Annotated in this window: 21 protein-coding genes; 11 read left to right on the top strand and 10 right to left on the bottom strand. The window is 70.6% G+C overall.

What is annotated here, in order from left to right; all coding sequences use genetic code 11:
* Positions 1-10: 10 nt before the first annotated feature.
* The 3 genes from ACFY3V_RS38000 to ACFY3V_RS37990 are packed head-to-tail and all read right to left on the bottom strand — an operon-like array spanning position 11 to position 2,264.
* Entirely contained in the window at positions 11-562 is a 552-nt protein-coding gene (locus ACFY3V_RS38000; RefSeq protein WP_389780150.1) for a hypothetical protein, read from the bottom strand.
* A gap of 41 nt (positions 563-603) precedes the next feature.
* On the bottom strand, positions 604-1,569 hold the full coding sequence (locus tag ACFY3V_RS37995; RefSeq protein WP_362906492.1) for an ankyrin repeat domain-containing protein: 966 nt from the start codon (positions 1,567-1,569) through the stop codon (positions 604-606).
* A gap of 2 nt (positions 1,570-1,571) precedes the next feature.
* Positions 1,572-2,264: an endonuclease V gene (locus tag ACFY3V_RS37990; protein WP_389780147.1), complete on the bottom strand. Its 693-nt coding sequence runs from the start codon at positions 2,262-2,264 to the stop codon at positions 1,572-1,574.
* Between the two features lie 126 nt (positions 2,265-2,390).
* On the opposite strand from ACFY3V_RS37990, the gene ACFY3V_RS37985 reads away from it, so the two are divergent.
* Both ACFY3V_RS37985 and ACFY3V_RS37980 read left to right on the top strand, forming a co-directional pair.
* Positions 2,391-2,687: a thiamine-binding protein gene (locus tag ACFY3V_RS37985; RefSeq protein WP_350948460.1), complete on the top strand. Its 297-nt coding sequence runs from the start codon at positions 2,391-2,393 to the stop codon at positions 2,685-2,687.
* A gap of 272 nt (positions 2,688-2,959) precedes the next feature.
* Positions 2,960-4,141, top strand: coding sequence for an MBL fold metallo-hydrolase (locus ACFY3V_RS37980; protein WP_362906488.1), 1,182 nt, complete (start codon positions 2,960-2,962; stop codon positions 4,139-4,141).
* A 79-nt stretch (positions 4,142-4,220) separates the two neighbouring features.
* On the opposite strand, the gene ACFY3V_RS37975 is transcribed toward ACFY3V_RS37980, so the two are convergent.
* The 3 genes from ACFY3V_RS37975 to ACFY3V_RS37965 all read right to left on the bottom strand — a co-directional run bounded on the left by ACFY3V_RS37975 (position 4,221) and on the right by ACFY3V_RS37965 (position 6,546).
* Entirely contained in the window at positions 4,221-4,871 is a 651-nt protein-coding gene (locus ACFY3V_RS37975; RefSeq protein ID WP_389780145.1) for a DNA polymerase beta superfamily protein, read from the bottom strand.
* A 114-nt stretch (positions 4,872-4,985) separates the two neighbouring features.
* Positions 4,986-5,642, bottom strand: coding sequence for a pyridoxamine 5'-phosphate oxidase family protein (locus ACFY3V_RS37970; protein WP_389780143.1), 657 nt, complete (start codon positions 5,640-5,642; stop codon positions 4,986-4,988).
* Between the two features lie 157 nt (positions 5,643-5,799).
* The gene (locus ACFY3V_RS37965) at positions 5,800-6,546 is read right to left on the bottom strand and encodes a pirin family protein (RefSeq protein ID WP_362906482.1); all 747 of its coding nucleotides are present in this window, start codon (positions 6,544-6,546) and stop codon (positions 5,800-5,802) included.
* Positions 6,547-6,779: 233 nt separating this feature from the next.
* Between ACFY3V_RS37965 and ACFY3V_RS37960 the strand changes: the two genes are divergently transcribed.
* The 5 genes from ACFY3V_RS37960 to ACFY3V_RS37940 all read left to right on the top strand — a co-directional run bounded on the left by ACFY3V_RS37960 (position 6,780) and on the right by ACFY3V_RS37940 (position 14,054).
* A complete protein-coding gene (locus ACFY3V_RS37960; RefSeq protein WP_389780141.1) occupies positions 6,780-8,513 on the top strand; it encodes a glycosyltransferase family 2 protein in 1,734 nt (577 codons plus the stop codon).
* Complete coding sequence (locus ACFY3V_RS37955) at positions 8,510-10,528, top strand: galactose oxidase-like domain-containing protein (RefSeq protein WP_389780139.1); 2,019 nt, start codon at positions 8,510-8,512, stop codon at positions 10,526-10,528. Before ACFY3V_RS37960 ends, ACFY3V_RS37955 begins: the two co-directional genes overlap by 4 nt.
* A 90-nt stretch (positions 10,529-10,618) precedes the next feature.
* Complete coding sequence (locus tag ACFY3V_RS37950; protein ID WP_389780137.1) at positions 10,619-11,638, top strand: glycoside hydrolase family 6 protein; 1,020 nt, start codon at positions 10,619-10,621, stop codon at positions 11,636-11,638.
* Between the two features lie 101 nt (positions 11,639-11,739).
* Positions 11,740-13,737 (top strand): Xaa-Pro dipeptidyl-peptidase, encoded by a 1,998-nt coding sequence (locus ACFY3V_RS37945; protein WP_362906474.1) that lies wholly within the window; start codon positions 11,740-11,742, stop codon positions 13,735-13,737.
* A gap of 146 nt (positions 13,738-13,883) precedes the next feature.
* Entirely contained in the window at positions 13,884-14,054 is a 171-nt protein-coding gene (locus tag ACFY3V_RS37940; RefSeq protein WP_362906472.1) for a hypothetical protein, read from the top strand.
* 61 nt (positions 14,055-14,115) lie between these two features.
* On the opposite strand, the gene ACFY3V_RS37935 is transcribed toward ACFY3V_RS37940, so the two are convergent.
* Both ACFY3V_RS37935 and ACFY3V_RS37930 read right to left on the bottom strand, forming a co-directional pair.
* On the bottom strand, positions 14,116-14,625 hold the full coding sequence (locus tag ACFY3V_RS37935; protein ID WP_362906470.1) for a DUF6461 domain-containing protein: 510 nt from the start codon (positions 14,623-14,625) through the stop codon (positions 14,116-14,118).
* A 192-nt stretch (positions 14,626-14,817) separates the two neighbouring features.
* On the bottom strand, positions 14,818-15,756 hold the full coding sequence (locus tag ACFY3V_RS37930; protein WP_362906468.1) for a LysR family transcriptional regulator: 939 nt from the start codon (positions 15,754-15,756) through the stop codon (positions 14,818-14,820).
* A gap of 147 nt (positions 15,757-15,903) precedes the next feature.
* Here ACFY3V_RS37930 and ACFY3V_RS37925 point away from each other — a divergent pair, with 147 nt between their 5' ends.
* The 3 genes from ACFY3V_RS37925 (at position 15,904) to ACFY3V_RS37915 (ending at position 18,915) form a co-directional block, all read left to right on the top strand.
* On the top strand, positions 15,904-17,061 hold the full coding sequence (locus ACFY3V_RS37925) for an acyl-CoA dehydrogenase family protein (protein WP_362906466.1): 1,158 nt from the start codon (positions 15,904-15,906) through the stop codon (positions 17,059-17,061).
* Positions 17,058-17,888, top strand: a complete 831-nt coding sequence (locus ACFY3V_RS37920) for a CoA ester lyase (RefSeq protein ID WP_362906464.1) — start codon at positions 17,058-17,060, stop codon at positions 17,886-17,888. The genes ACFY3V_RS37925 and ACFY3V_RS37920 overlap by 4 nt, the downstream gene beginning before the upstream one ends.
* 121 nt (positions 17,889-18,009) lie before the next feature.
* The gene (locus tag ACFY3V_RS37915) at positions 18,010-18,915 is read left to right on the top strand and encodes a MaoC family dehydratase N-terminal domain-containing protein (protein WP_389780133.1); all 906 of its coding nucleotides are present in this window, start codon (positions 18,010-18,012) and stop codon (positions 18,913-18,915) included.
* On the opposite strand, the gene ACFY3V_RS37910 is transcribed toward ACFY3V_RS37915, so the two are convergent.
* Positions 18,887-19,105 (bottom strand): DUF2277 domain-containing protein, encoded by a 219-nt coding sequence (locus tag ACFY3V_RS37910; protein WP_350948434.1) that lies wholly within the window; start codon positions 19,103-19,105, stop codon positions 18,887-18,889. The two genes, ACFY3V_RS37915 and ACFY3V_RS37910, sit on opposite strands and share 29 nt — an antisense overlap.
* 182 nt (positions 19,106-19,287) lie before the next feature.
* Positions 19,288-19,644: a helix-turn-helix transcriptional regulator gene (locus ACFY3V_RS37905; RefSeq protein ID WP_362906460.1), complete on the bottom strand. Its 357-nt coding sequence runs from the start codon at positions 19,642-19,644 to the stop codon at positions 19,288-19,290.
* Between the two features lie 134 nt (positions 19,645-19,778).
* On the opposite strand from ACFY3V_RS37905, the gene ACFY3V_RS37900 reads away from it, so the two are divergent.
* On the top strand, positions 19,779-20,876 hold the full coding sequence (locus ACFY3V_RS37900; protein ID WP_362906458.1) for an NADH:flavin oxidoreductase/NADH oxidase: 1,098 nt from the start codon (positions 19,779-19,781) through the stop codon (positions 20,874-20,876).
* Positions 20,877-21,010 lie beyond the last annotated feature (134 nt).

Genomic DNA, 21,010 nt, shown 5'->3' with positions numbered 1-21,010 from the left:
CGAGGGGCGCTCAGCCGCCGGTGGCGTGTTCCCAGTAGGGGTCGCGGTAGAGGGTGACCGAGGTGCCGCGGAGCAACTCGTCGGGGGCGGAGACGAGCACGAGCTCGCCCTTCGCCTCCAGTCCGCGCAGGATGTCGCGGACCCGGGGGCCGACCGGCAGGCGGCCCACCGGGAGGTGAAGGGTGTCGCGGACCAGGTCGGCCACCTGCGAGAGCCGGAACGGCTCGGCGAGACCGGAGATCAGGCCGCGGACGATCTCGACGGTGATCACACTCTCGGCCTCGAGGTGGGCGAGCTGCCAGGTCAGCTGAACCGTGCGCCGGCCGGTTCCGGCGCAGGCGGTGCACGGCTGGGAGAAGCCGGGCACGATGTCCTCGACGGTGGTGCCCAGGCAGGTGGTGCACTGGTCTGTTTCCGCGGCGTGCGACTCGGCCGCCGCCCGGTCGGGCAGCCGGCTGCCGCACACGCACAGATAGATCCGGAACCCGCCGCTCACCACGACGAGGTCGTCGGCGTCGTCGGGGACCTCTTCCCACAGGGCGGTGATCGTGTGCATTCTCATCGTCGTGCGACTCTACCCATTTCCCGGCGATCCCGGTCCCGTCACCTCAGCATGACCGGGACCAGCCTCATCGGGGCGTTCCACAGCCATTCCTCGGTGATGTAGGTGGAGGTGAGCAGCGTCATGAGGCCGAGGGTCCGCTCGGTGGCAGTGGAGGGGTGGGCGCCGCAGTCGCCGAAGCGGCACATCCACAGCTCGACCATGCTGTCGTCGGAGAGCTGCTCGTGGACCGAGGGCCGTCCCGCGGGAAACCCGTCCCGCCAGATGTCGACCGACGGGCTGGTGGACGGGAACGCCCCGGCCAGCACCCCGCCGCCCGAGGTGACCGCCCGCCCGACCTCGTCGTGAACCGGCAGGATGCCACCGGACTGGAAGAGCACCACTCCTCCCCCCGGCGGGCTGGCCACGCGCAGGACCTCCACGGGGGAGGACTGCTCCGCGTCCCACAGCTCACCGATCCCCATCGGCGGGCACGACTCCGGCGCGACGCCCAGGCGGCGGATGACCTCGTCCTCGGGCACCTCGCCGACGAAGGCCAGGCACAGTTCCTCGTTGTAGTCCTCGTACGAGAACATCATCGCGTCGACGGTGTCCTGGAGTTCGCGGAACCGGGGGCTCACGCTGGGCGCCCCGGGCAGGTGGGCGAACAGGTCGGCCATCTCGGTGAAGAGGGCCTGGACGCCGGGGGAGCGGCCCGCGATGCACGGCCGCCAGGGGTCGGCGCCCGCGGCGAGCAGGATTCGTACGGCGTCCTCCCAGCCGTGGCGGACGGCCTCCCACAGCGGGGTGGCGCCGTCGGTGTCGACGGGGTCGACCTCCGCGCCCGACGCGAGCAGCAGCTCGATCACCTGGGTGGCGCCCTCCTGGGCGGCCTGGTGCAGGGGGGTCGTGCGCAGCCACGGCAGTCGTCGGCCGGGGTCGAACCCGTCCGCCAGCCGCTGGCGGATCTGCGCCAGGTTGGTGTCACGCCACGCGTCGATGTCCTCGGCCCATTCGTCTTCGCCCACTTTTATCCCATCTTGTTGTGCTGAGCGGATCCAACCAGGTCCGTACGACACTTCTCGGCGAGGGTCCGTCGCGAGAGGCGGTCGGCGGCGCGGGTGGTCTCGGGGAGGCGGTAGCGGGGCGTCAGGTTCAGCACGTTGTGGCAGGCGGTGTCTAGGTCGACGCGGTGACCGGTGGAGACGAAGACGGGTTTGACCCCGTCCCGGGTGCGCAGCACGCGGCCGACGACGTCGCCGTCCAGCGTCAGGTCGCTCCACGCGCCCCGCTCGGGCGCGGGTTCGGGGTAGGTGCCGACGAAGGCGGTCTTGCCGACTCCGATCGAGGGCAGTCCGGTGAGCACCCCGAGGTGGCAGGCGAGGCCGAAGCGGCGCGGGTGCGCCAGGCCGTATCCGTCACAGACGACCAGGTCGGGGGGTGCGGACAGCCGCGCGAGGGCGTCCAGCAGCGCGGGGACCTCGCGGAAGGCGAGCAGTCCGGGGACGTAGTCGAAGGTCACCTTGCCGGTGACGGCGACCTCTTCGACGATCTCCAGTGTCGTTCCGTCCAGGACGGTCACCGCCGCCGCGAGCCGGTCCCTGTCGTAGGCGACGTCCACTCCCGCGATCCTCGCGGGCCGGCGGGGTCCGGGACCATCCAGGTCGAGCAGTGCCCTGAGCTCGTCCTGGATGGCCTCGGCCTCCGTGACAGTGCGCGGCATTTGTACCTTCATGACTCCATGATCGCTACTTTTATAGTATGACGTCATATTTCGGTACTGTTCATCGGGTTCTTCGGTGACCGGTGACGTCACCGCGGGAATTCGGGGAAGGGACTGTCCATGTCGGTGCTCGTGGCGTTCAGCGTGACCCCCATCGGGGTGGGGGAGGATGTCGGCGAACTCGTCTCCGAGGCGGTGCGCGTCGTCCGGGCCTCCGGCCTGCCCAACAGGACCGACGCCATGTTCACCACGGTCGAGGGCGAGACGTGGGACGAGGTCATGACCGTGGTGCGGGACGCCGTCGCGGCGGTCGAGGCCCGCGCCGGACGGGTCAGCCTCGTCCTCAAGGCGGACATCCGCGAGGGGCAGGGCGGCCGCCTGGAGACCAAGGTCGCCACCGTCGAACGGCATCTCGCCCCGTAACGCCCCGGCGCCCGAGGACGGTGGTCCACCTCGTGATGCCACGCGCCGGTCGACGTGTGCTCGCTCCTCGAAGAGATCGTGACGCCTTTCGCGGCCGGAGACGTGGACGCCGTCGCGGGTGCCGTCAGGTGCTGTTTCGTGCCTCGGACGGTCTCTCCCGCCCGCGTGTTCTCGGATTCCGCGAGGGCCGGGCTCGCCCGGAGCGTAAGGGGAATGCCCGCGGAGTCGAGATCGTTCTTGAGGCACGGGCGACTTCAGGAGCGTGAAACCGCATGGCGGGCAGCAGATCGATCGGGCGTCTCCTCGCGGGCGGGTTGGCGCTGGCCGCCGCCGGGTGGGCGCTGAAGGACATCCCCGCGGAGCTCGGCGGCAGGGCCGAGGGGGAGCGGCTGGAGCGGATGCGTCGCTCGCCGCAGTTCCACGACGGCGTCTTCCGTAACTCCATGCCCGGAGGATTCGTCCCCTCCGCGCAGAGCACCCGAGAGGTCGTCCGGAACATGGTGCGCAACCGCGAGGAGCGCCGCCCGGCCGTACCGGTCCCCGTGGTGACCTCCCCGCTGGGCGGGCCGTCCCCGGCGGGGCTGAGCGTCATCTGGTACGGCCACGCCACCGCGCTGCTGGAGATCGAGGGGCGCCGCGTGCTCGTCGACCCGGTGTGGAGCAGGCGCGCCTCGCCCTCCCAGCTGGTCGGCCCGCGCCGTCTGCACCCGGTGCCCGGGCCGCTCGCGGGCCTTCCGCCACTCGACGCGATCGTCATCTCGCACGACCACTACGACCACCTCGACCGCGCGACGGTCCGCGGGCTCACCGCGCTGCAGGCCGCCCCGTTCCTGGTGCCGCTGGGCATCGGCGCGCATCTGGAGCGGTGGGGCGTGCCCGCCTCACGGATCATCGAGCTCGACTGGGAGGAGGAGGCGGACGTCGCGGGCCTGCGGTTCGTCGCCACCGCCGCCCGCCACTTCTCCGGCCGCACCCTCAACCGGAACGTCACCCTGTGGGGCTCCTGGGTGATCGCGGCCGGAGAGAAGAGGGTCTTCTACGCGGGCGACTCCGGATACTTCGACGGCTACGCGAGGATCGGCGCCGCGCACGGCCCGTTCGACCTCACGCTCATGCCGATCGGCGCCTACAACGCCGCCTGGCCCGACATCCACATGGATCCCGAGGAGGCGGTCAACGCCCACCTCGACCTGGGCGGCGGGCTGCTCCTGCCGGTCCACTGGGCGACCTTCGCCCTCGCCACGCACCCGTGGGCCGAGCCGGTCGACCGCCTGTGGCGCGAGGCCAAGGCCCGCGACGTCCGCATCACCGTTCCCCGCCCGGGCGAGCGCGTCGACACCGCCGAGGTGCCCATGCTGGAGAGCTGGTGGGAGGTGTCGTACGGCGCCGAGACGTCCCGCACGCCCGGCCGGGTGCCGAACTCCCCTCCCCGAGGCTCCGACCCCAGGCTCTGATCCTTCGGGAAGGAGCCACCCGGGTGAGCCCTCCGACCACAGCGGGAATCTCGGCCGGTCGCCAGGGCGGGACGACCCGTCACAGCGCGGCCTGCCTGGTGCGTGCCAGGTAGTCCTCCACGCGCCGCCGGTCGGGTTCGGCGGGCAGCACGCCACCGCCGCGAAATCTCGCCGTCAGCTCGGAGCGCCAGCGTTCGACCTCCTGCCAGGGGAGCTCTCCTCTGCGTACGGCGAGCAGCCGGTCGCGGTGGGCGTCCATCCGCACCAGCGGCTCGCCGTGGCGGGCCAGGTGCAGGCCGCTGAGCAGCAGGCGGATCATGTGCATCGCCTGCTTCCACCTGGGACGCCCGGGGTCCAGGCGGCGGAACTGGGCGTCGGCGTATCCCACGAAGGTCCGGTTGGCGCGTTCGGACAGGAAGGCGTCCCGGATGGCGAGCAGTTCCTCGCCCGCCGGGGTGGTGCGCTCGACCATCGGCGACCACAGGCACTCCAGGATCGTCGGGTTGGCCTCCAGCGCGAGAGCGCAGAACCGCTCGACCTCCCACGAGAACTGCTCGGGCAGCGGCCCTTCGACGTGCGTGGGCGGCTTGGTCAGCCGCCAGAACAGCCGGGTCGGCGCCACGAAGACTCCACGCCGGTCGATGTCCGACTCCTCGGTCTCCAGCCCGTACGCTCGCGAGCCGACCACCACCGACAAGACCAGGTGATCCGGGACGTACCGTGCATCCATCCGCACAGCCTGTCAGGGCCGCTCCCGGCTCGGGTACAGGTTTTCGCCCGCGGGACGGGGAGGAAGGCGGCCGGCCGGGACCTCACCGGGAGACGTTGACCGACATCCTCACCGTCAGTACAGGTTCTCGCGGGCGTCGGCCCTCAGGTCGTCGTCGATCAGCTTGGCCGACCACTCCAGGTTCAGCTGGTCCTTGAGGATCCGGCCGAGTGTGGGCAGCGACTCGCGCTCCGGCCACCGCTCCGGCTGCCAGAGCGCCGAGCGCCGGAAGGCCTTGGAGCAGTGGAAGAAGCACTCGCGCACCTCGACGCTCACCGCCAGCGTGGGGAGCCTGCCCTTCACGCGCAGGCGCTCCATGTACGGGGCCTGGCTGACCACCTGTGCCCGCCCGTTGACGCGCAGGGTCTCCTCGGTGCCGGGCACCACGAACAGCAGGCCGACGTTCGGGTTGGCGACGATGTTGCGCAGGCTGTCGACCCGGCGGTTGCCGGGCCGGTCGGGGATCACCAGCGTGTGGTCGTCGAGGACGAGGACGCCGCCCGGCTCCTCGCCGCGCGGGGAGACGTCACAGGTGCCGTCGGGGGCCGAGGTCGCGAGCAGGACGAACGGTGAGGCGGCGATGAAGTCGCGGGCGTGTTCGTCGAGGTGGCCGATGTCCTTGCGCAGGACGACGTCCGTGGCCTCCCCGGCGATCCGGCGCAGCTCTTCTTCTGAGGTGACCGTGACGATCTGGCCGGTCTCGCCGGTCTCACCGGTGTCGAGGGAAGTCATGAGGTAAGGCTAGCCTTGTTGGTAATCATGGCTCAATGTCCCCTGGGGCGTCTCCGGTCCTGCCGGTGGGCGCGAGGGAGCGGCCTTCGATCCAGGGCTCGGCGGGACGGATCCCGCCGAAGTCCCAGGCCGCCCGGTGGCGGGCCGGATCTCGCCGTCAGGCGGCGAGGGCGGCGTGCATCTCCCAGACCAGGATCTCGGCCGGGTCGGTCGCGGTGACGCGCTGGCCGCCGGTGGCGGTGAAGCGGACGGCGTCGCCCTCGGCGAGGTGCCCGGCCCCCTCCAGGTCGACGGTGCCGCGCGGGACGAACAGGTGCAGGAACGGCGCCTCGGGCAGTTGCACGCTCTGGCCCGGCTGGAGCCTGGCCACGTGCAGCGCGGCGTACCTGTTGTTGATCCGGATGGCGCTGCGGCCCTCGTCTCTGGCCATGCCGGACGCGACCGGCACCAGGGCGCCGCCGAGCAGTTCGGAGTCGATCTCCAGCTGCTCGTACCCGGGGGCGAGTCCACCCTCGTCGGGAACCACCCACATCTGGACGAAGTGCACCGGGTCGGTGTGCTGCTCGCCCTGGAGTCGCCACGAGTCGTTCTTCTCCGAGTGGAGGATGCCCGTCCCCGCGCTCATCCGCTGGGCCAGTCCCGGATAGATCACCCCGGAGTGGCCCTCGGAGTCCTGGTGGACGAGGGATCCGCGCATCACCCAGGTGACGATCTCCATGTCCCGGTGGGGGTGGGTGTCGAAGCCGGTGCCCGGCTTGACGATGTCGTCGTTGTTGACGAGCAGCACACCGTGGTGGGTGTTGGAAAGGTCCTGGTGGCGGCCGAAGGAGAAGGAGTGCTTCGAGTCCAGCCACGGGATCTTGGTGGCGTAGCGCTCGTCGGACCTGCGGATGTCGACGTTCATGTCTGGTGGTCCTCTCATCCCGTTTGTTGAAACTTAAACTAGAGAGCCGCGTGAAATGTTCCGCACATCTCCGGGTTGGGCAGATCTTGCTTACCGATCCGAATATGATGTGTGACGATTTATCACCACGCGGGCCGCGGGTGACCCTACCTTGACGGGGGGCGGCCTACGCGATCTACCTGGGGGAACACAGTGTTTGGCCTGCTTTCGTGTCCTCCGAGGTCGCCGGATCGATGAGCGCTCCCGCGAAAACCGCCGGCTACGACTACGGAAAGTTCAGCAGGCTGGCCGGGCCCGTGACCGAGCCGGAACCCGGGGTGCCCTACCGCGTGAGCTACCGCTCCCTGCTGGCCACCGAGCCGCACCGGGTGCGGGCGGTGCTGCTGATGGTCGCGGCCCTTCTCGTGGAGTTCACCCTGATGGTCTGGCTGCTGCTGCCCGACCACTGGACCGTCCGCCCCGACCCCTATGGCACGATCCCCTGGTATCTGCCGGTGGCCGACCGGATCATGCTCGTCGCGATCGCCTTCATCGAGGTCTTCCGGCTGGTCAGCGTGGTCTCCAACGTGCACGCCATGCTGGCGGCGAGGGACCCGGTCCCGGTCGCGCCGGAACCCGGCACCCGGGTGGCCTTCATCACCACCTGCGTACCCGGCAAGGAGCCGTTGGAGATGGTCAGGGAGACCCTGGCCGCCGCGCTGAAGATCCGCCACGACGGCGTGCTCGACGTCTGGCTGCTGGACGAGGGCGACGACCCCGACATCCGCGAACTCTGTGACTGGCTGGGCGCCCGCCACTTCACCCGCAAGGGCGTGCCCGAGTGGAACCAGCCCAAGGGAACGTTCCGAGCCAAGACCAAGCACGGCAACTACAACAGCTGGCTGGACGCGCACGGCGACGACTACGACTTCTTCGTCTCGGTCGACACCGACCACGTACCGCTCCCGGAGTTCTGCGAGCGCATGCTCGGCTACTTCCGTGACCCGAGGGTGGCCTTCGTCGTCGGTCCCCAGGTCTACGGCAACTACGACGCCGGGGTCACCAAGGCCGCCGAGAGCCAGCAGTTCCTGTTCCACTCGCTGATCCAGCGGGCGGGCAACCTGTACGGCGCGCCGATGTTCGTCGGCACCAACAACGCGGTGCGCATCCGCGCGCTCAAGCAGATCGGCGGCCTGTACGACTCGATCACCGAGGACATGGCCACCGGTATCGAGTTCCACCGCTCCCGTGACCCGCAGACCGGGCAGCGCTGGATGTCGGTCTACACCCCCGACGTGCTGGCCGTGGGGGAGGGGCCGTCCTCGTGGACCGACTTCTTCACCCAGCAGCTGCGCTGGAGCCGGGGAACCTACGAGACGCTGCTCACCCAGTTCTGGAAGGCCGCGCCGAAGCTCTCGCCCGGCCGGTTCTTCAACTACTCCCTGATGGTGACCTTCTATCCGATGTCCGCGCTCAACTGGCTGCTCGCCGGGCTCAGCGCCACCCTGTTCATGGCCGTCGGCGGCTCCGGCGTGACCGTGCCGATGGACATGTGGCTCATGCTGTACGGCGACGCGGCGCTGCTGCAGGTCATGCTCTACACCTGGAACCGGCGCCACAACGTCAGCCCGCACGAGCCGGAGGGCTCCTCCGGGGTGGCGGGGATGGTCATGTCGGCGCTGTCGGCGCCCATCTACGTCACCTCGCTGATCGGCGCCGCGCTGCGCAGGCCCAGCAAGTTCGTGGTCACCCCCAAGGGCGACTCGGCCAGCCCCGACCAGATCGCCACGTTCCGTATCCACCTGTGGTGGGCGGCGATCTTCGGCGGAGGGCTGCTGCTCACCGTCTTCTGGACCGGCCACATCCACCTGGTCATGACGCTGTGGGCCATCCTCGCCCTGGTCATCTGCCTGGGCCCGCTCGTGACCTGGGCCTGGAACCTGCGGGCGGTCAAGGGCGGCCTGCGGCCGGTCGGTGACGAGTCGTGAGCCGCCTGCGCAAGCACCTGGTCGGGGTGGCGGTGGTGACCGCCGTCCTCGCGATCAACCTGCCCGCCGTCGCGGGCTTCGCCACGGAGAAGTGGCGCGACTACAGCATCAACCGCGACGACTACAAGGCGTCCCACGGCCACTGGACCTTCCTCGACGTCCCCGAGAGGTTCAAGGTCAACGCCATCCACGCCGCGCTGCTGCACACCGGCAAGGTGCTCATCGTCGCCGGATCGGGGAACAACGCCGCCAACTTCGACAAGAACACCTTCAAGACCGTGCTGTGGGACCCGGCGAAGCCGGGCGGGCCCGACGAGTTCAAGCTGATCGACACCCCCGTCGACCTCTTCTGCGCGGGACACACGATGCTGCCCGACGGCAAGCTCCTCATCGCGGGCGGCACGGGCCGCTTCGAGGTGCTGAAGGCCAAGGTCAAGCGGGCCGCGGGCGCCCTGACCTTCAAGAACGAGAACCCCGACGCCAAGCCCAGGCAGTTCCACCCCGGCACGCTGCTCACCGCCCCCGGCGGTCAGGTCTACCGCACCACCGCCCACATCAGCGTGCCGCCCGCGAAGAAGATCGAGACCGGAGTGCCGGGGAAGGTGAGGATCCGGCCCAGCGAGACCAAGGTCTTCGCCGAGGCCGTCACCGAGGGCGCGGCCGGCCTGCTCACCGCGCCGGCCGGTTCCGTCAACTACGAGATCCAGGGACTCAAGGGCCGGGAGAAGCGCGACCTGTACGCCATGGGCGGCAGCATGACGATGGAGAAGCAGGACTTCCAGGGCATCAGGGACGCCTACGAGTTCGACCCCGTCACCGAGCGCTACACCAAGGTCCAGGACATGGCCGAGGGGCGCTGGTACCCGACCATGACGAACCTGCCCGACGGCAGGGTCATGACCGTCTCCGGACTCGACGTCGTGGGGGAGGTCACCAGGGACAACGAGATCTACAACCCCAGGACCAAGACCTGGCGGCCCGGTCCCAAGAGGTTCTTCCCGACCTACCCCGCGCTGTTCCTGCTGGAGGACGACACCCTCTTCTTCACCGGTATGAGCGCCGGGTACGGCCCCGGCCAGCTCGAGTTGCGTCCCCCCGGAATCTGGGACTACCGCCGCGACACCGACCGTCTGGTGAAGACCCCGGGCGGCGTCGGAGGCATGGCGCCCGACGAGATGGAGGCGTTCACCCCCGTCCCCGGACTGCCCGAGCCCGAGTTGAACGAGACCGGCGCCTCCGTGCTGCTGCCGCCCGCGCAGGACCAGCGGATCATGGTGATGGGCGGGGGGCCGGTCGGGGAACGCCAGCCGGGCCTGCCCAACGCCACCGCCAGGACCGCCATCGTCGACCTCACCGAGGCGAGCCCGCGCTACGTCAGAGGCCCCGACCTGTCCGACCCGGTGCGCTACCCGAACGCCGTGCTGCTGCCCGACGACAGCGTGCTCTCCTTCAACGGCTCCAGCGACTACCGGGGACGCGGCGCCAGTGACGTCCTGCGCGCGGAGGTCTACCGCCCGGAGAGCAACAGCTTCCACGAGGCCGCGGCGCCCGCCGTCGGCCGCAACTACCACGCCGAAGGACTCCTGCTGCCCGACGGACGGGTGCTCGGCATGGGCTCCGACCCGCTCTTCGGCGACAAGGCGGGCTCCCTGCCCGGCACCTTCGACCAGCGCATCGAGATCTACACGCCGACCTACCTGCACAACGGCGAGAAGGCGCCGGTGTTCACCGGCGGGCGCGAGAGCGTGTCCCTGGGGCGCAGGGCCGGTTTCCAGACTCCCGACGCCGCACGCATCCACCAGGTGCGGCTGATGCGCCCGAGCGCCGTCACCCACGTCACCGATGTGGAGCAACGCTCGATCAAGTTGGAGTTCACCCGGGTGCCTACCGGGATAATCGCCGAGATCCCCTCCAATCCAGCCCTGGTGCCCCCAGGGTGGTACATGCTGTTCGGAGTCACCGAACGGGGAACGCCGTCCCCGGCACGCTGGGTCCACATCCGAGGAGAGGGCTGACATGATCCCCGCAGCCCTCCGTTGGTGTACGGCGCCCTCCCACTTCTGTTCCCCGGGGTCGGCCCGGGGTCCCCACGCCGGAGGTATTCGATGAACAGGTACGGCCTCGCGGCCGCGCTGGCTCTCGCTCTCGCGACGGGGGCCTGTACCGGCGATCCCGCGCCGCCCACCACCTCCGGGAACGCGGCCTCGGGGAACGCCACCTCCGGGGGCACTCCCTCGGGCCCCGCGGGCGGGTTCTACGTCGACCCCGACGGCGCCGCGGCCCAGGAGGTCCGCAAACTCGAGGGGGAAGGCAGGACCGAGGAGGCCGGGCTGATCCGTAAGATCGCCGAGCGGCCCAACGCGATCTGGATCGGTGACCAGGACCCGAAGGACAGGGTCGCCTCCATCACCACCAAGGCCCGGCAGGCGGGCCGGATTCCCGTCCTGGTGGCGTACCACATCCCCAACCGCGACTGCGGCCAGTTCTCCGCGGGCGGCGCCTCCGACGCGGAGGAGTACCGCTCCTGGATCGGCCGGTTCGCCGAGGGCATCGGCGACCGGCCCGCGCTGGTCGTCGTCGAACCCGACGCGCTCGCCCACATCCTGGACAACTGTACCCAGGGCGGTCAGGCGGGCGAGCGCCTCGACCTGCTGCGCGGCGCGGTGGAGACGTTGAAGAAACAGTCCGCGGCCAAGGTCTACCTCGACGCGGGGAACGCCGGCTGGATCAAGAACCCGGGCGAGTGGGCCGAACCCATGCGCAGGGCGGGGGTGCCCCAGGCGGACGGCTTCGCCTTCAACGTCAGCAACTTCTTCACCGTCGAGGAGAGCGTCGCCGTCGCGGGACGGCTCTCGGACGCGGTCGACGGGGCCCGCTACGTCATCGACACCTCCCGCAACGGCAACGGCCCCGTCCGCGACGCGCAGGGCGACGACGCGTGGTGCAACCCCAAGGGCCGCGCGCTCGGCGCGGAACCGACCACCGAGACCGGCCACGAGCGGGTGGACGCCTTCCTGTGGATCAAGCGGCCCGGCGAGTCGGACGGCGAGTGCCACCGGGGGGAGCCCCGCGCCGGCGACTGGTTCCCCGAATACGCGCTGGAACTCGCGCGTAACGCGAGATAGCCGCTTATTCGTTATATCTTCGATCTTGCAGGTCAAGATTGCTTCGCAGGAGATTGACCGGAGTTGTCAGTTTTTCAGCGACCCTCTGGGAGCTTTCCTCGATGAACAGATGGAAAACGGCCATCGTCGCGCTGGCGGTCACCCTGCCAAGCGGCGTACTGCCCGCCGTGCTACCCGCCGGCGTGCTGCCTACCGACGTGTTGCCCGCCGCCGCCGCGCGATCCGCGGCCTCCCCTATCCAGGACGGCGAGACCAAGCCGGTCTACTCGCGCGCCGACGCGCTCACCGAGACCGTGTTCGTCGAGGTCGCCGGGGTCGACAGCGACGCCGACGGCCGCCCGGACCGGGTCGCCGTCGACATCATGCGGCCCAAGGAGACCGCCTCGGGGCTGAAGGTCCCGGTCATCATGGAGGCGAGCCCCTACTACGCGGGCGGCAACGACGTGCCCAACCACGTCGTCGACCTGGACGGCTCCGACCCCGCGGGCATGGAGTACCGGCGCAACAAGTTCCAGGACCTGCGCGACGAGATGTTCGGCATCGACGGTCTCGACGTGAACCGGGCGGTCGCGCCGCCCTTCCGCGGTTACTACGACAACTACTTCGTGCCGCGCGGTTACGCGATCGCGCTGGTGGAGAACCTCGGCTCGGGACGGGCGACCGGCTGCCCCACGACCGGCCTGGACAACGAGACCGCGGGCCCCAAGGCCGCGATCGACTGGCTCAACGGCCGCGCCCGGGGGTTCGACGCGGCAGGGAACGAGATCAGGGCCGACTGGTCCACCGGGAACGTCGGCATGATCGGCGTCTCCTACAACGGCACGCTGCCCAACGCCGTCGCCGCGACCGGGGTCAAGGGGCTCAAGGCGATCGTGCCGATCGCGGCCATCTCCTCCTGGTACGACTACTACCGAGCCAACGGCGGGGTGCTCGCCCCCGGCGGCTACCAGGGCGAGGACGCCGACGTGCTCGCCCGCTACGTGCTGACCCGCGAGAACGCCACGCAGACCTGTGGCGCGCTGATGGACCGCATCGAGCAGGACCAGGACCGGGTCACCGGCGACTACTCCGGTTTCTGGGACCGGCGCAACTACCTCAACGACGTGCGCAAGGTCCGCGCCGCGGTCTTCCTGGTGCACGGCCTCAACGACTGGAACGTCAAGACCAAGCAGGCCGTCCAGTGGTGGGACGCCCTCGCCAAGCGGAACGTGCCCCGCAAGATCTGGCTCCACCAGGGCGCGCACTTCAACCCGTTCTCCTTCGCCGGACGCAACGCCGAGTGGCTGCGCCAGCTCCACCGCTGGTTCGACTTCCACCTGTACGGTCTGCGCAACGGCATCATGGACGAGCCGCAGGCCGACGTGGAGTCGGGTCCGGGACAGTGGGCGCAGCACGCCTCGTGGCCGCTGCCCGGCACCCGCGACGCGCGGCTCCACCTCGCCGCCGGCAAGGACGGCCGTAACGGCACCCTGAGCGCCGACCGCCCCCGGGACCGCCGCACCGTCGAGACGTTCGTCGACCAGAGCGCCCGTACCGCCGAGCAGCTCGCCGAGAACGCCGAGGCCACGGATCCCAACCGGCTGGCCTACGTCTCGGGCACCCTGGCCCGCGACGCGCGCCTGTCGGGCACCCCGGAGGTCTCGGTGCGCGCCGCCTTCAAGGGCGGGCGCTCGCCGTACCTGACGGCGCTGCTCGTCGACTACGGCACCGACACCCGCGCGTACGGCGGCGTCGTCTACGGCGACACCCAGGTCTGCTACGGCCAGGGCGTGCCCGGCGACACCGGCTGCACCCGGCTGGCCGAGCACATCACGGTGACCGCCCCCTACAAGATCATCACAAGGGGCTGGCTCGACGTCCGCAACCGCCACTCCGCCTCGAAGACCGAGCTTCTGCGCGAGGGGCACTTCTACGACTTCCGCTTCGACCTGCAGCCGAACGACTACGTCGTCAAGGCCGGCCACCGGATCGGCGTCGTGCTCCTGTCCACCGACCGTGACTTCACCCTGCGCCTGCCCCCGGGGACCGGCGTCTCGGTCGAGCCCGGATCCAGCTCGGTCGTCCTCCCGCTCGTCGGCGGGAGCGCCGCCCTCCGCTGATCCCCGGCCCGGTCAGGGAACGCGGACCCTTCGCGTGGCCTGCGGCACCCGGGCGAGGGGACGGGCATGAGGGGAAACCCCGGCTTGTCCCTGAGATCGGGGCCCAGGCCTGCCGCCGGGCCGGGCAGGGGCCTAGCGTGGGGTGCATGGGACGAATTCTTCTGATCGTGGCGGCCGTGGTGATCGGCTTCCTCCTGCTGGGCTCGGTGCTGGGCTTCCTCTTCACGCTCCTCAAGTGGGCTCTGATCATCGGACTGGTGGGGGTGGTGGTCGTGTTCGCGAGCCGGCTCTTCCACTCCTCGAACGCACGCGACTGACCGCGGCCCGTCCCCGGCCCTTTCCCGGCCGAGGGCGGGCCGTGGTGCGGATCCCGGCGGATCAGTAGTGCTCGAACACGCAGTGGGCCGCCACGGTCTCGCTGGAACCGTTCGCCCGCACGCCGGTGATGCGCTCGGCCAGTTTCAGCGCCTGCGGAAGATCCCCCTCGGCGTCCTCGCCCGCCAGGCCGAGCTCGGTCCGCTCGGCGAGGTATGCGCCTGAGGCGTCGTCGTCGGGGAACAGCCAGTCGAAGGTGAGCACCTCCTGCCCGTCGGCGTAGTGGACGAAGCTCGCGACCATGTTGACGTTGCGGAAGACGCTCGCCGTCACCGTTCCCGAGGAGAGCCGGGACAGGATCTCCGGCAGCGTCCCCGCGAAGCCGTTCCACTCACTGAGGATGGCCCCGCCCTCGGCGGGGCGGGCGGAGACGAGACCCTCCTCGTAGTCCCCCTCCTCGTCGTCACCGTCGAGCACCTCGGTGGGGAAGCGGGCGAGGGCCTCGCGCGGGGTGAGACCGCGGACAAAGGTCACGCAGAACGCGTCGTCGTCGATCCAGTCGTAGTCGCTCACGGGGGTCCGATTCTCTTCGGCTGACAGATCGGGAAGATCTTGGCACCGAGGACCGACAGAATCCGCCTGCGGCGAACGGAGTTCGCGGCGCGGGTGCATGTCCTTCCCCGCCGGTTCTCACCGCGCTCGACGGCGGACCCTCCGGCCGGTCGCGAGGCGGGTGCGGGTTCTCCGAGACCACGCGGGCCGATGTCAGTCCCGCCGTTCGACGGCACGCGCCGTCGGCCACGCCCCGTTCTCGACCAACCGGCGCGTCACCCGGAAGACCTCGGTCGCGACGACCTCGACGGCGGCCGGTATCCGGCCGCCCCGCTGCAGAGCGAGGACAACGGTGCGGGACACCTCGGGATCGGTCAGCGGGCCGCCGCTCAGCCGCCCGGTCGCCACGTCCTCGGCGACGCCCGCGGCGGGCAGGACGCTCCAGCCGGTTCCCGACGACACCAGCTTCTTCTGCAGCAGCATCGAGTTGGTCTGGCACGCCACCGTGGGCTCGACGCCGGCGGTGCCGAGCGCCTCGTCGATGAGGGTCCGCAGTCCGTGCCCGGCCACGGGCAGTACGAGTGGCTGTCTCGTCACGTGGTCCCAGGTCAGCGAGCCGGCGTCGCCGAGAGCCGCGCCGGGCGGCGCGACCGCCCACAGCGACTCGTGCAGCAGCGGTGTGACGGAGATCGACGGTGTCGACGCGAGGTTGTACAGCAGGGTCATGTCCACGGCGCCGTCGTCCAGCCACTGCTGCAGGTGGCCGGAGAAGGCGCTGAGCAGGCGCAGATCGATGCCCGGGTGCCGCCGTGCGACCGACTCCATCAGAGGAGCCGCGAGGATCTCGACGGTGCTCTCCAGCAGCCCGATCGTGACGATCCCCTGGACCTGCCCGCGATCGGGCCGGATCTCGGCCCGTGCCCGCTCCAGTTCGAGGAGCGCCCGGCGCGCGCGCTCGGTCAGGATCTCACCCGCGGGAGTGAGCGTCATGCCCTGGCTGGTGCGCTCGAAGAGCCGGACACCGATCTCCTCCTCCAGCGAGCGGATGTGCCGGCTGACCGCGGGCTGCACGACGCGGAGCAGGCGGGCCGCCTTGGTGACACTGCCGACGTCGCTGACGGTGACGAGCGCCGTGAGCTGCTTGAGGTCCATCGGGTCCTTTACGTGGTCATGCGCGAAACGAGTGAGGTCATCACATATCAGCATTTCACAGGATGTGACATCGCAAAATAAGATGGCCTGGCGGCCAAGCGCACCGTGTGTCCCCGTTCCTGACCATCACGCCCGGGAGGGCTTCCCATGTGCGAACTCAGCGCGGATGAAGCGGCGATCGTCGCCCTGGTGCGGGAATGGGTCGACCACGAGGTCAAACCCGTCGTGCGGGAGCTGGAGCACACCGACACCTATCCCGAGGCGCTCATCGAGCAGATGAAGCGGATGGGCATCTACGGCCTCGCGATCCCCGAGCCGTGGAACGACGCCGGCGTCTCCGCGCGCTGCTACGCCGCGGTGACCGAGGAGCTCGCGCGCGGTTGGATGAGCCTGGCCGGCGCGATGGGCGGGCACAGCGTGGTCGCGAAGCTTCTCCTCGCCTACGGAACCCAGGAGCAGAAGGACCACTACCTGCCGAAGATGGCCGTCGGCGAGATCCGGGCGACGATGGCGCTCACCGAGCCCGGCGGAGGGTCCGACCTGCAGGCCATGCGCACCGTGGCACGCAGGCAGGGCGACGAGTACGTGCTCAACGGGTCCAAGACGTGGATCACGAACGCGCGGCGGTCCCAGCTGATCGCCCTGCTGTGTCTCACCGACCCCACGGCCTCCCCCGCGCACCGCGGCATCAGCATCCTGCTGGTCGAGAAGGGGCCCGGCTTCGAGGTGTCACGCGACCTTCCGAAGCTCGGCTACAAGGGGGTCGAGAGCTGCGAGCTGTCCTTCGACGACTTCCACGTGCCCCGCTCCGCGCTGCTCGGCGACGCGGAGGGCCACGGCTTCGCGCAGATGATGCGCGGCCTGGAGATCGGGCGCATCCAGGTGGCCGCGCGAGCGGTCGGTGTCGGCGCCGCGGCGTTGGAGGACGCCCTGCGCTACAGCCAGGAGCGTGAGAGCTTCGGGCAGCCGATCTGGAGGCACCAGTCGATCGGCAACTACCTCGCGGACATGGCGACCCAGCTGACGGCCGCCCGCCAGCTCGTCCAGTACGCCGCGCGCCGCTACGACTCGGGTGAGCGAGCCGACCTGGAGGCGGGCATGGCGAAACTGTTCGCCTCGGAGACGGCGATGAAGATCGCTCTGGACGCTGTGCGCATCCACGGCGGATACGGCTACTCGACCGAGTTCGACGTCGAACGGTACTTCCGTGACGCCCCACTGATGATCATCGGTGAGGGCACCAACGAGATCCAGCGCAACGTGATCGCGCGGGAGCTGGTCCGGCGCCACCGGGTGCGGCCGTGACGGCCCCGGTCGCGGCGTCCTGGCTGTTCGTCCCCGGCAGCCGGCCGGATCGGTTCGACAAGGCCGCCCGCGCCGGTGCCGGCGAGGTCGTCGTCGACCTTGAGGACGCGGTCGCCCCCGAGGACAAGGAGTCCGCTCGCGACGAGGTCGTGGCCTGGCTGGCCGGCGGTGCGACGGCCTGGGTGCGTGTCAACGCGGCGAACACCCGGTGGCACGAGGCCGATCTCGCGGCGCTGGCCTCCTGCCGGGGGTTGCGCGGAGTGATGGTGCCCAAGACGGAAGGACCGGCCGTCCTGCGCAGGGTCGCCCGATGGCTGCCGGCCGAGGCCGGGATCGTCGCCCTGGTGGAGAGCGCGCTGGGAGTTCAGGAGGCGGGAGTCATCGCCGCCTTCCCCGCGGTGACCGCGCTGGCGTTCGGATCGATCGACTTCGCGCTCGACATCGGCGCCGAGCATACCGACGAGGCCCTGCTGTTCGCCCGTTGCGCACTCGTCGTGGCCTCCCGCGCGGCGTCCCTGCCGGCCCCGATCGACGGCGTCACCGTCGAACTCCGGGATACCGCCGCGGTCAGGACGGCCGCGGCCCGCGCCAGGGGGCTCGGCTTCGGGGGAAAGCTGTGCGTCCACCCCGCTCAGGTCGAACCCGTCAACGCGGCCTTCGCTCCCGACCACGCGGATCTGGAGTGGGCGAGGGCGGTGCTCGCCGAGGCGCCCGGGGGCGAGGTTTTCACCAGCAACGGCCAGATGGTCGACAGGCCGGTCCTGGAGCGAGCCCGCCGGATAATGGCGCGGGCCGGCCACCGGACGACGGCCGGACCGGGGGCGTGAGAGAGACGCCGCACGCGTCCGCCGCCGGCCGGGAGCCGGTGACGGGGGTCGTGCCACATCCGGGCGGGCACGACGAGGGCATCCGGGCCGATCACGGCCCGCGACACGAGGAGGCCGCCGAATGACCGAGGCAGGGGGCATCGAGACGGAGGGCATCGAGACGGAGGTCGTCGAGGCGGAGGTCGTCGAGCGCACCGAGGCGCTCCAGCCGGAGCCCGCCGTCGCGCTCGCCCGGCTCCTCGGCGTCGACCTGCCGGATCTGGAGAGCGAGGGGCTGCCCCTGTTGTGGCACTGGGTCTACCTGCTGGAGCGGCCGCGCCAGGTCGACCTTGGAGCCGACGGTCATCCGGTCCGCGGTGTGATCCCCGCGCCACCCGCGCCGGGACGGCACCGGATGGCGGCCGGCGGCCGGGTCAGGCTGTTCGGCCCGCTCGTCGTGGGGCGTGCTGCGACGCGACGCACCGAGGTCGTGTCACTGACCGAGAAGGAAGGACGCACGGGGCCGCTGACCTTCGTCGTCGTGCGCCACACCGTACGCCAGGGTGGCGAGGTCAAGGTCGTCGAGGAACAGGACATCGTCTATCGCGACGTCTATCGCGACGCCGTCGCCACCGGCTCGCGTGCCGAAGCGGGCATGTTCACACCGGTGGCGGTCGAAGAGGACGAGTGGCCGCTGCCCGTGGACCCGGTGCTGCTGTTCCGGTTCTCGGCGTTGACCTACAACGCGCACCGCATCCACTACGACCGTGACTACGCCCGCGACGTCGAAGGCTACCCGGGGCTGGTGACCCACGGTCCGCTGCAGGCACTGGCCATGGCGGAGTGCGTGCGAGGAAAGGGCGTGCTCGCCACGGCGATCGACTACCGCCTGGTGGCGCCGTTGTTCGACCATCAGGGCCTGGTGGCACGGGGCGTCGTGACCGCTTCCGGCCACGAGGTCTCCGTCCGCGACCTCGGCGGCCGGATCACGGCGAAGGGGCAGGTCCGCTCGTCCGCGGTCAGTCCCGGGAGACGTGCCTCAGCCTGAGGTCGTCGAGCAGGGTCTGGGTCGCGGCGGCCACCGCCTCGACGGCCCGCTCGAAGGCCTCCGCGTTGCGCGTCGACGGGGAGCGGAAGCCCGACACCTTGCGGACGTACTGGAGCGCGGCGGCTCGCACGTCGTCGTCGGTCACGTCGCTGGCGTAGGGCTCACGAAGGGTCTTGATGCTCCGGCACATGACAGGACCGTACTGCGTCTCGCGACCCTACAGATCCGGCCGGCCCCGCCGGAACCGGCCGACGGGGGGCGTCCTGACCCACCGGATCGTGCCCGAGCCGCTCGGCTCGACTCCGGATCGGCGGCCGGAACCGTGCGGTCCGAGGCCGGATCACGCCGGGGCCGGTCGCCGCGCGACGACGGTCAGCCGTCGTGGCCGTCGCGCTCGCGCTGGATCGCGTCGGCACTCTGGATGGCGCCGAGAAGCCCGGGAAAGAGCACGTCGAGGTCACGTCGGCGCAGCGCGTTCATCTTGGCCGTGCCCCGATAGGCCTGGTTGATCACCCCGGCCTCGCGCAGCACCCGGAAGTGGTGGGTGGTGGTCGACTTGGTGATCGCCAGATCGATCGCCGAGCAGGGGGCCTCCCCGTCCTCGCCCAGTTGCCACAGGAAACGCACGATCTGAAGGCGCATCGGGTCGGACAGCGCGTGCAGCACGCCCTCCAGACGGATGTCCTCGCGCGCGGGGTGTTCCAGAGCCCTGACGGACGAGGTCGACACGGTGATTCCCTCCCTTGGGTGGCTCGATTGTACGAGAGCAGTCGTAGTTTGACATCTGTCGTAGTACGTAGATTATCGTATTAGCGTCAAGCCGGGGCGCCGCCCCAAAGACCCTCTCCAGAAGGAGTACGACCGTGAGCGCCCTGTTCGAGCCCCTGACCCTGAGGTCCCTCACCATTCCCAACCGGATCTGGATGGCTCCGATGTGCCAGTACTCCGCGGCGGTCGAGGGGCCGGAGCAGGGGGTGCCGACCGACTGGCACCTGTCCCACCTCGCCGCCCGCGCGGTGGGCGGTGCCGGGCTCATCCTGACCGAGGCCACCGCGGTGGCGCCGGAGGGCCGCATCAGCCCGGCCGACCTCGGACTCTGGAACGACCGCCAGCAGCAGGCGTTCACCCGTGTCGCCCGTTTCCTGCGGGAGCACGGCGCCGTGCCCGGCATCCAGCTCGCGCACGCGGGACGCAAGGCCTCCACCCGCAGTCCCTGGCGAGGCGGCGCGCCCACCGGACCCGGCGAGCACGGCTGGCAGCCGGTCGGGCCGAGCCCGATCCCCTTCGACGAACGTCACCCCACCCCCACGGAGCTGGACGCCGGCGACATCGACAGGATCGTGGGCGACTTCGCCGCCGCGGCGCGCCGGGCGCTGGCCGCGGGCTTCCAGGTGGCCGAGATCCACGGCGCGCACGGCTACCTGATCGCCGAGTTCCTGTCGCCTGTCAGCAACCACCGCACCGACGCGTACGGCGGCTCGTACGAGAACCGCACCCGCTTCGCGCTCCGGGTCGTCGACGCGGTGCGCGAGGTCTGGCCCGACGAGCTTCCCCTCTTCTTCCGCGTCTCGGCCACCGACTGGCTGGCCGAGAACCCCGCGGACGACCGCGAGGGCTGGGGCGCCGACGACACCGTCCGCTTCGCCAAGGACCTGCTGGCCCACGGCGTCGACCTGCTCGACACCTCGACCGGCGGCAACGTCGCCGGGGTGCGCATCCCCACCGGGCCCGGCTACCAGGTGCCGTACGCGGCCAGGGTGAAGGCCGAGACCGACCTGCGGGTGGGCGCGGTCGGTGAGATCACCAGGCCCCGGCAGGCCGAGGAGATCATCGCCTCCGGTCAGGCCGACGCGGTCCTGCTCGGCCGGGAACTGCTCCGCACCCCGTACTGGCCGAACCTCGCCGCCCGCGAGCTCGGCTCCGCCGCCCGCTGGCCCGACCAGTATCACCGCGCGGTCTGACTCCGCCGCGGCCGTCACCCGGCGCGTCCCTCCCACCGGACGGGGAGGTGACCCGTCCGGTGGGGGGACGCGCTGGGGGGAAGACGGAGCGGCCCGCCAGGGGGGCGCGGGCCGGTCCGTCTGTCAGGGGGAGT

The organism is Streptosporangium sp. NPDC000095, assembly GCF_042899335.1.
Taxonomy (GTDB): Bacteria; Actinomycetota; Actinomycetes; order Streptosporangiales; family Streptosporangiaceae; genus Streptosporangium.
This window is presented reverse-complemented; position numbering and strand designations above follow the sequence as displayed.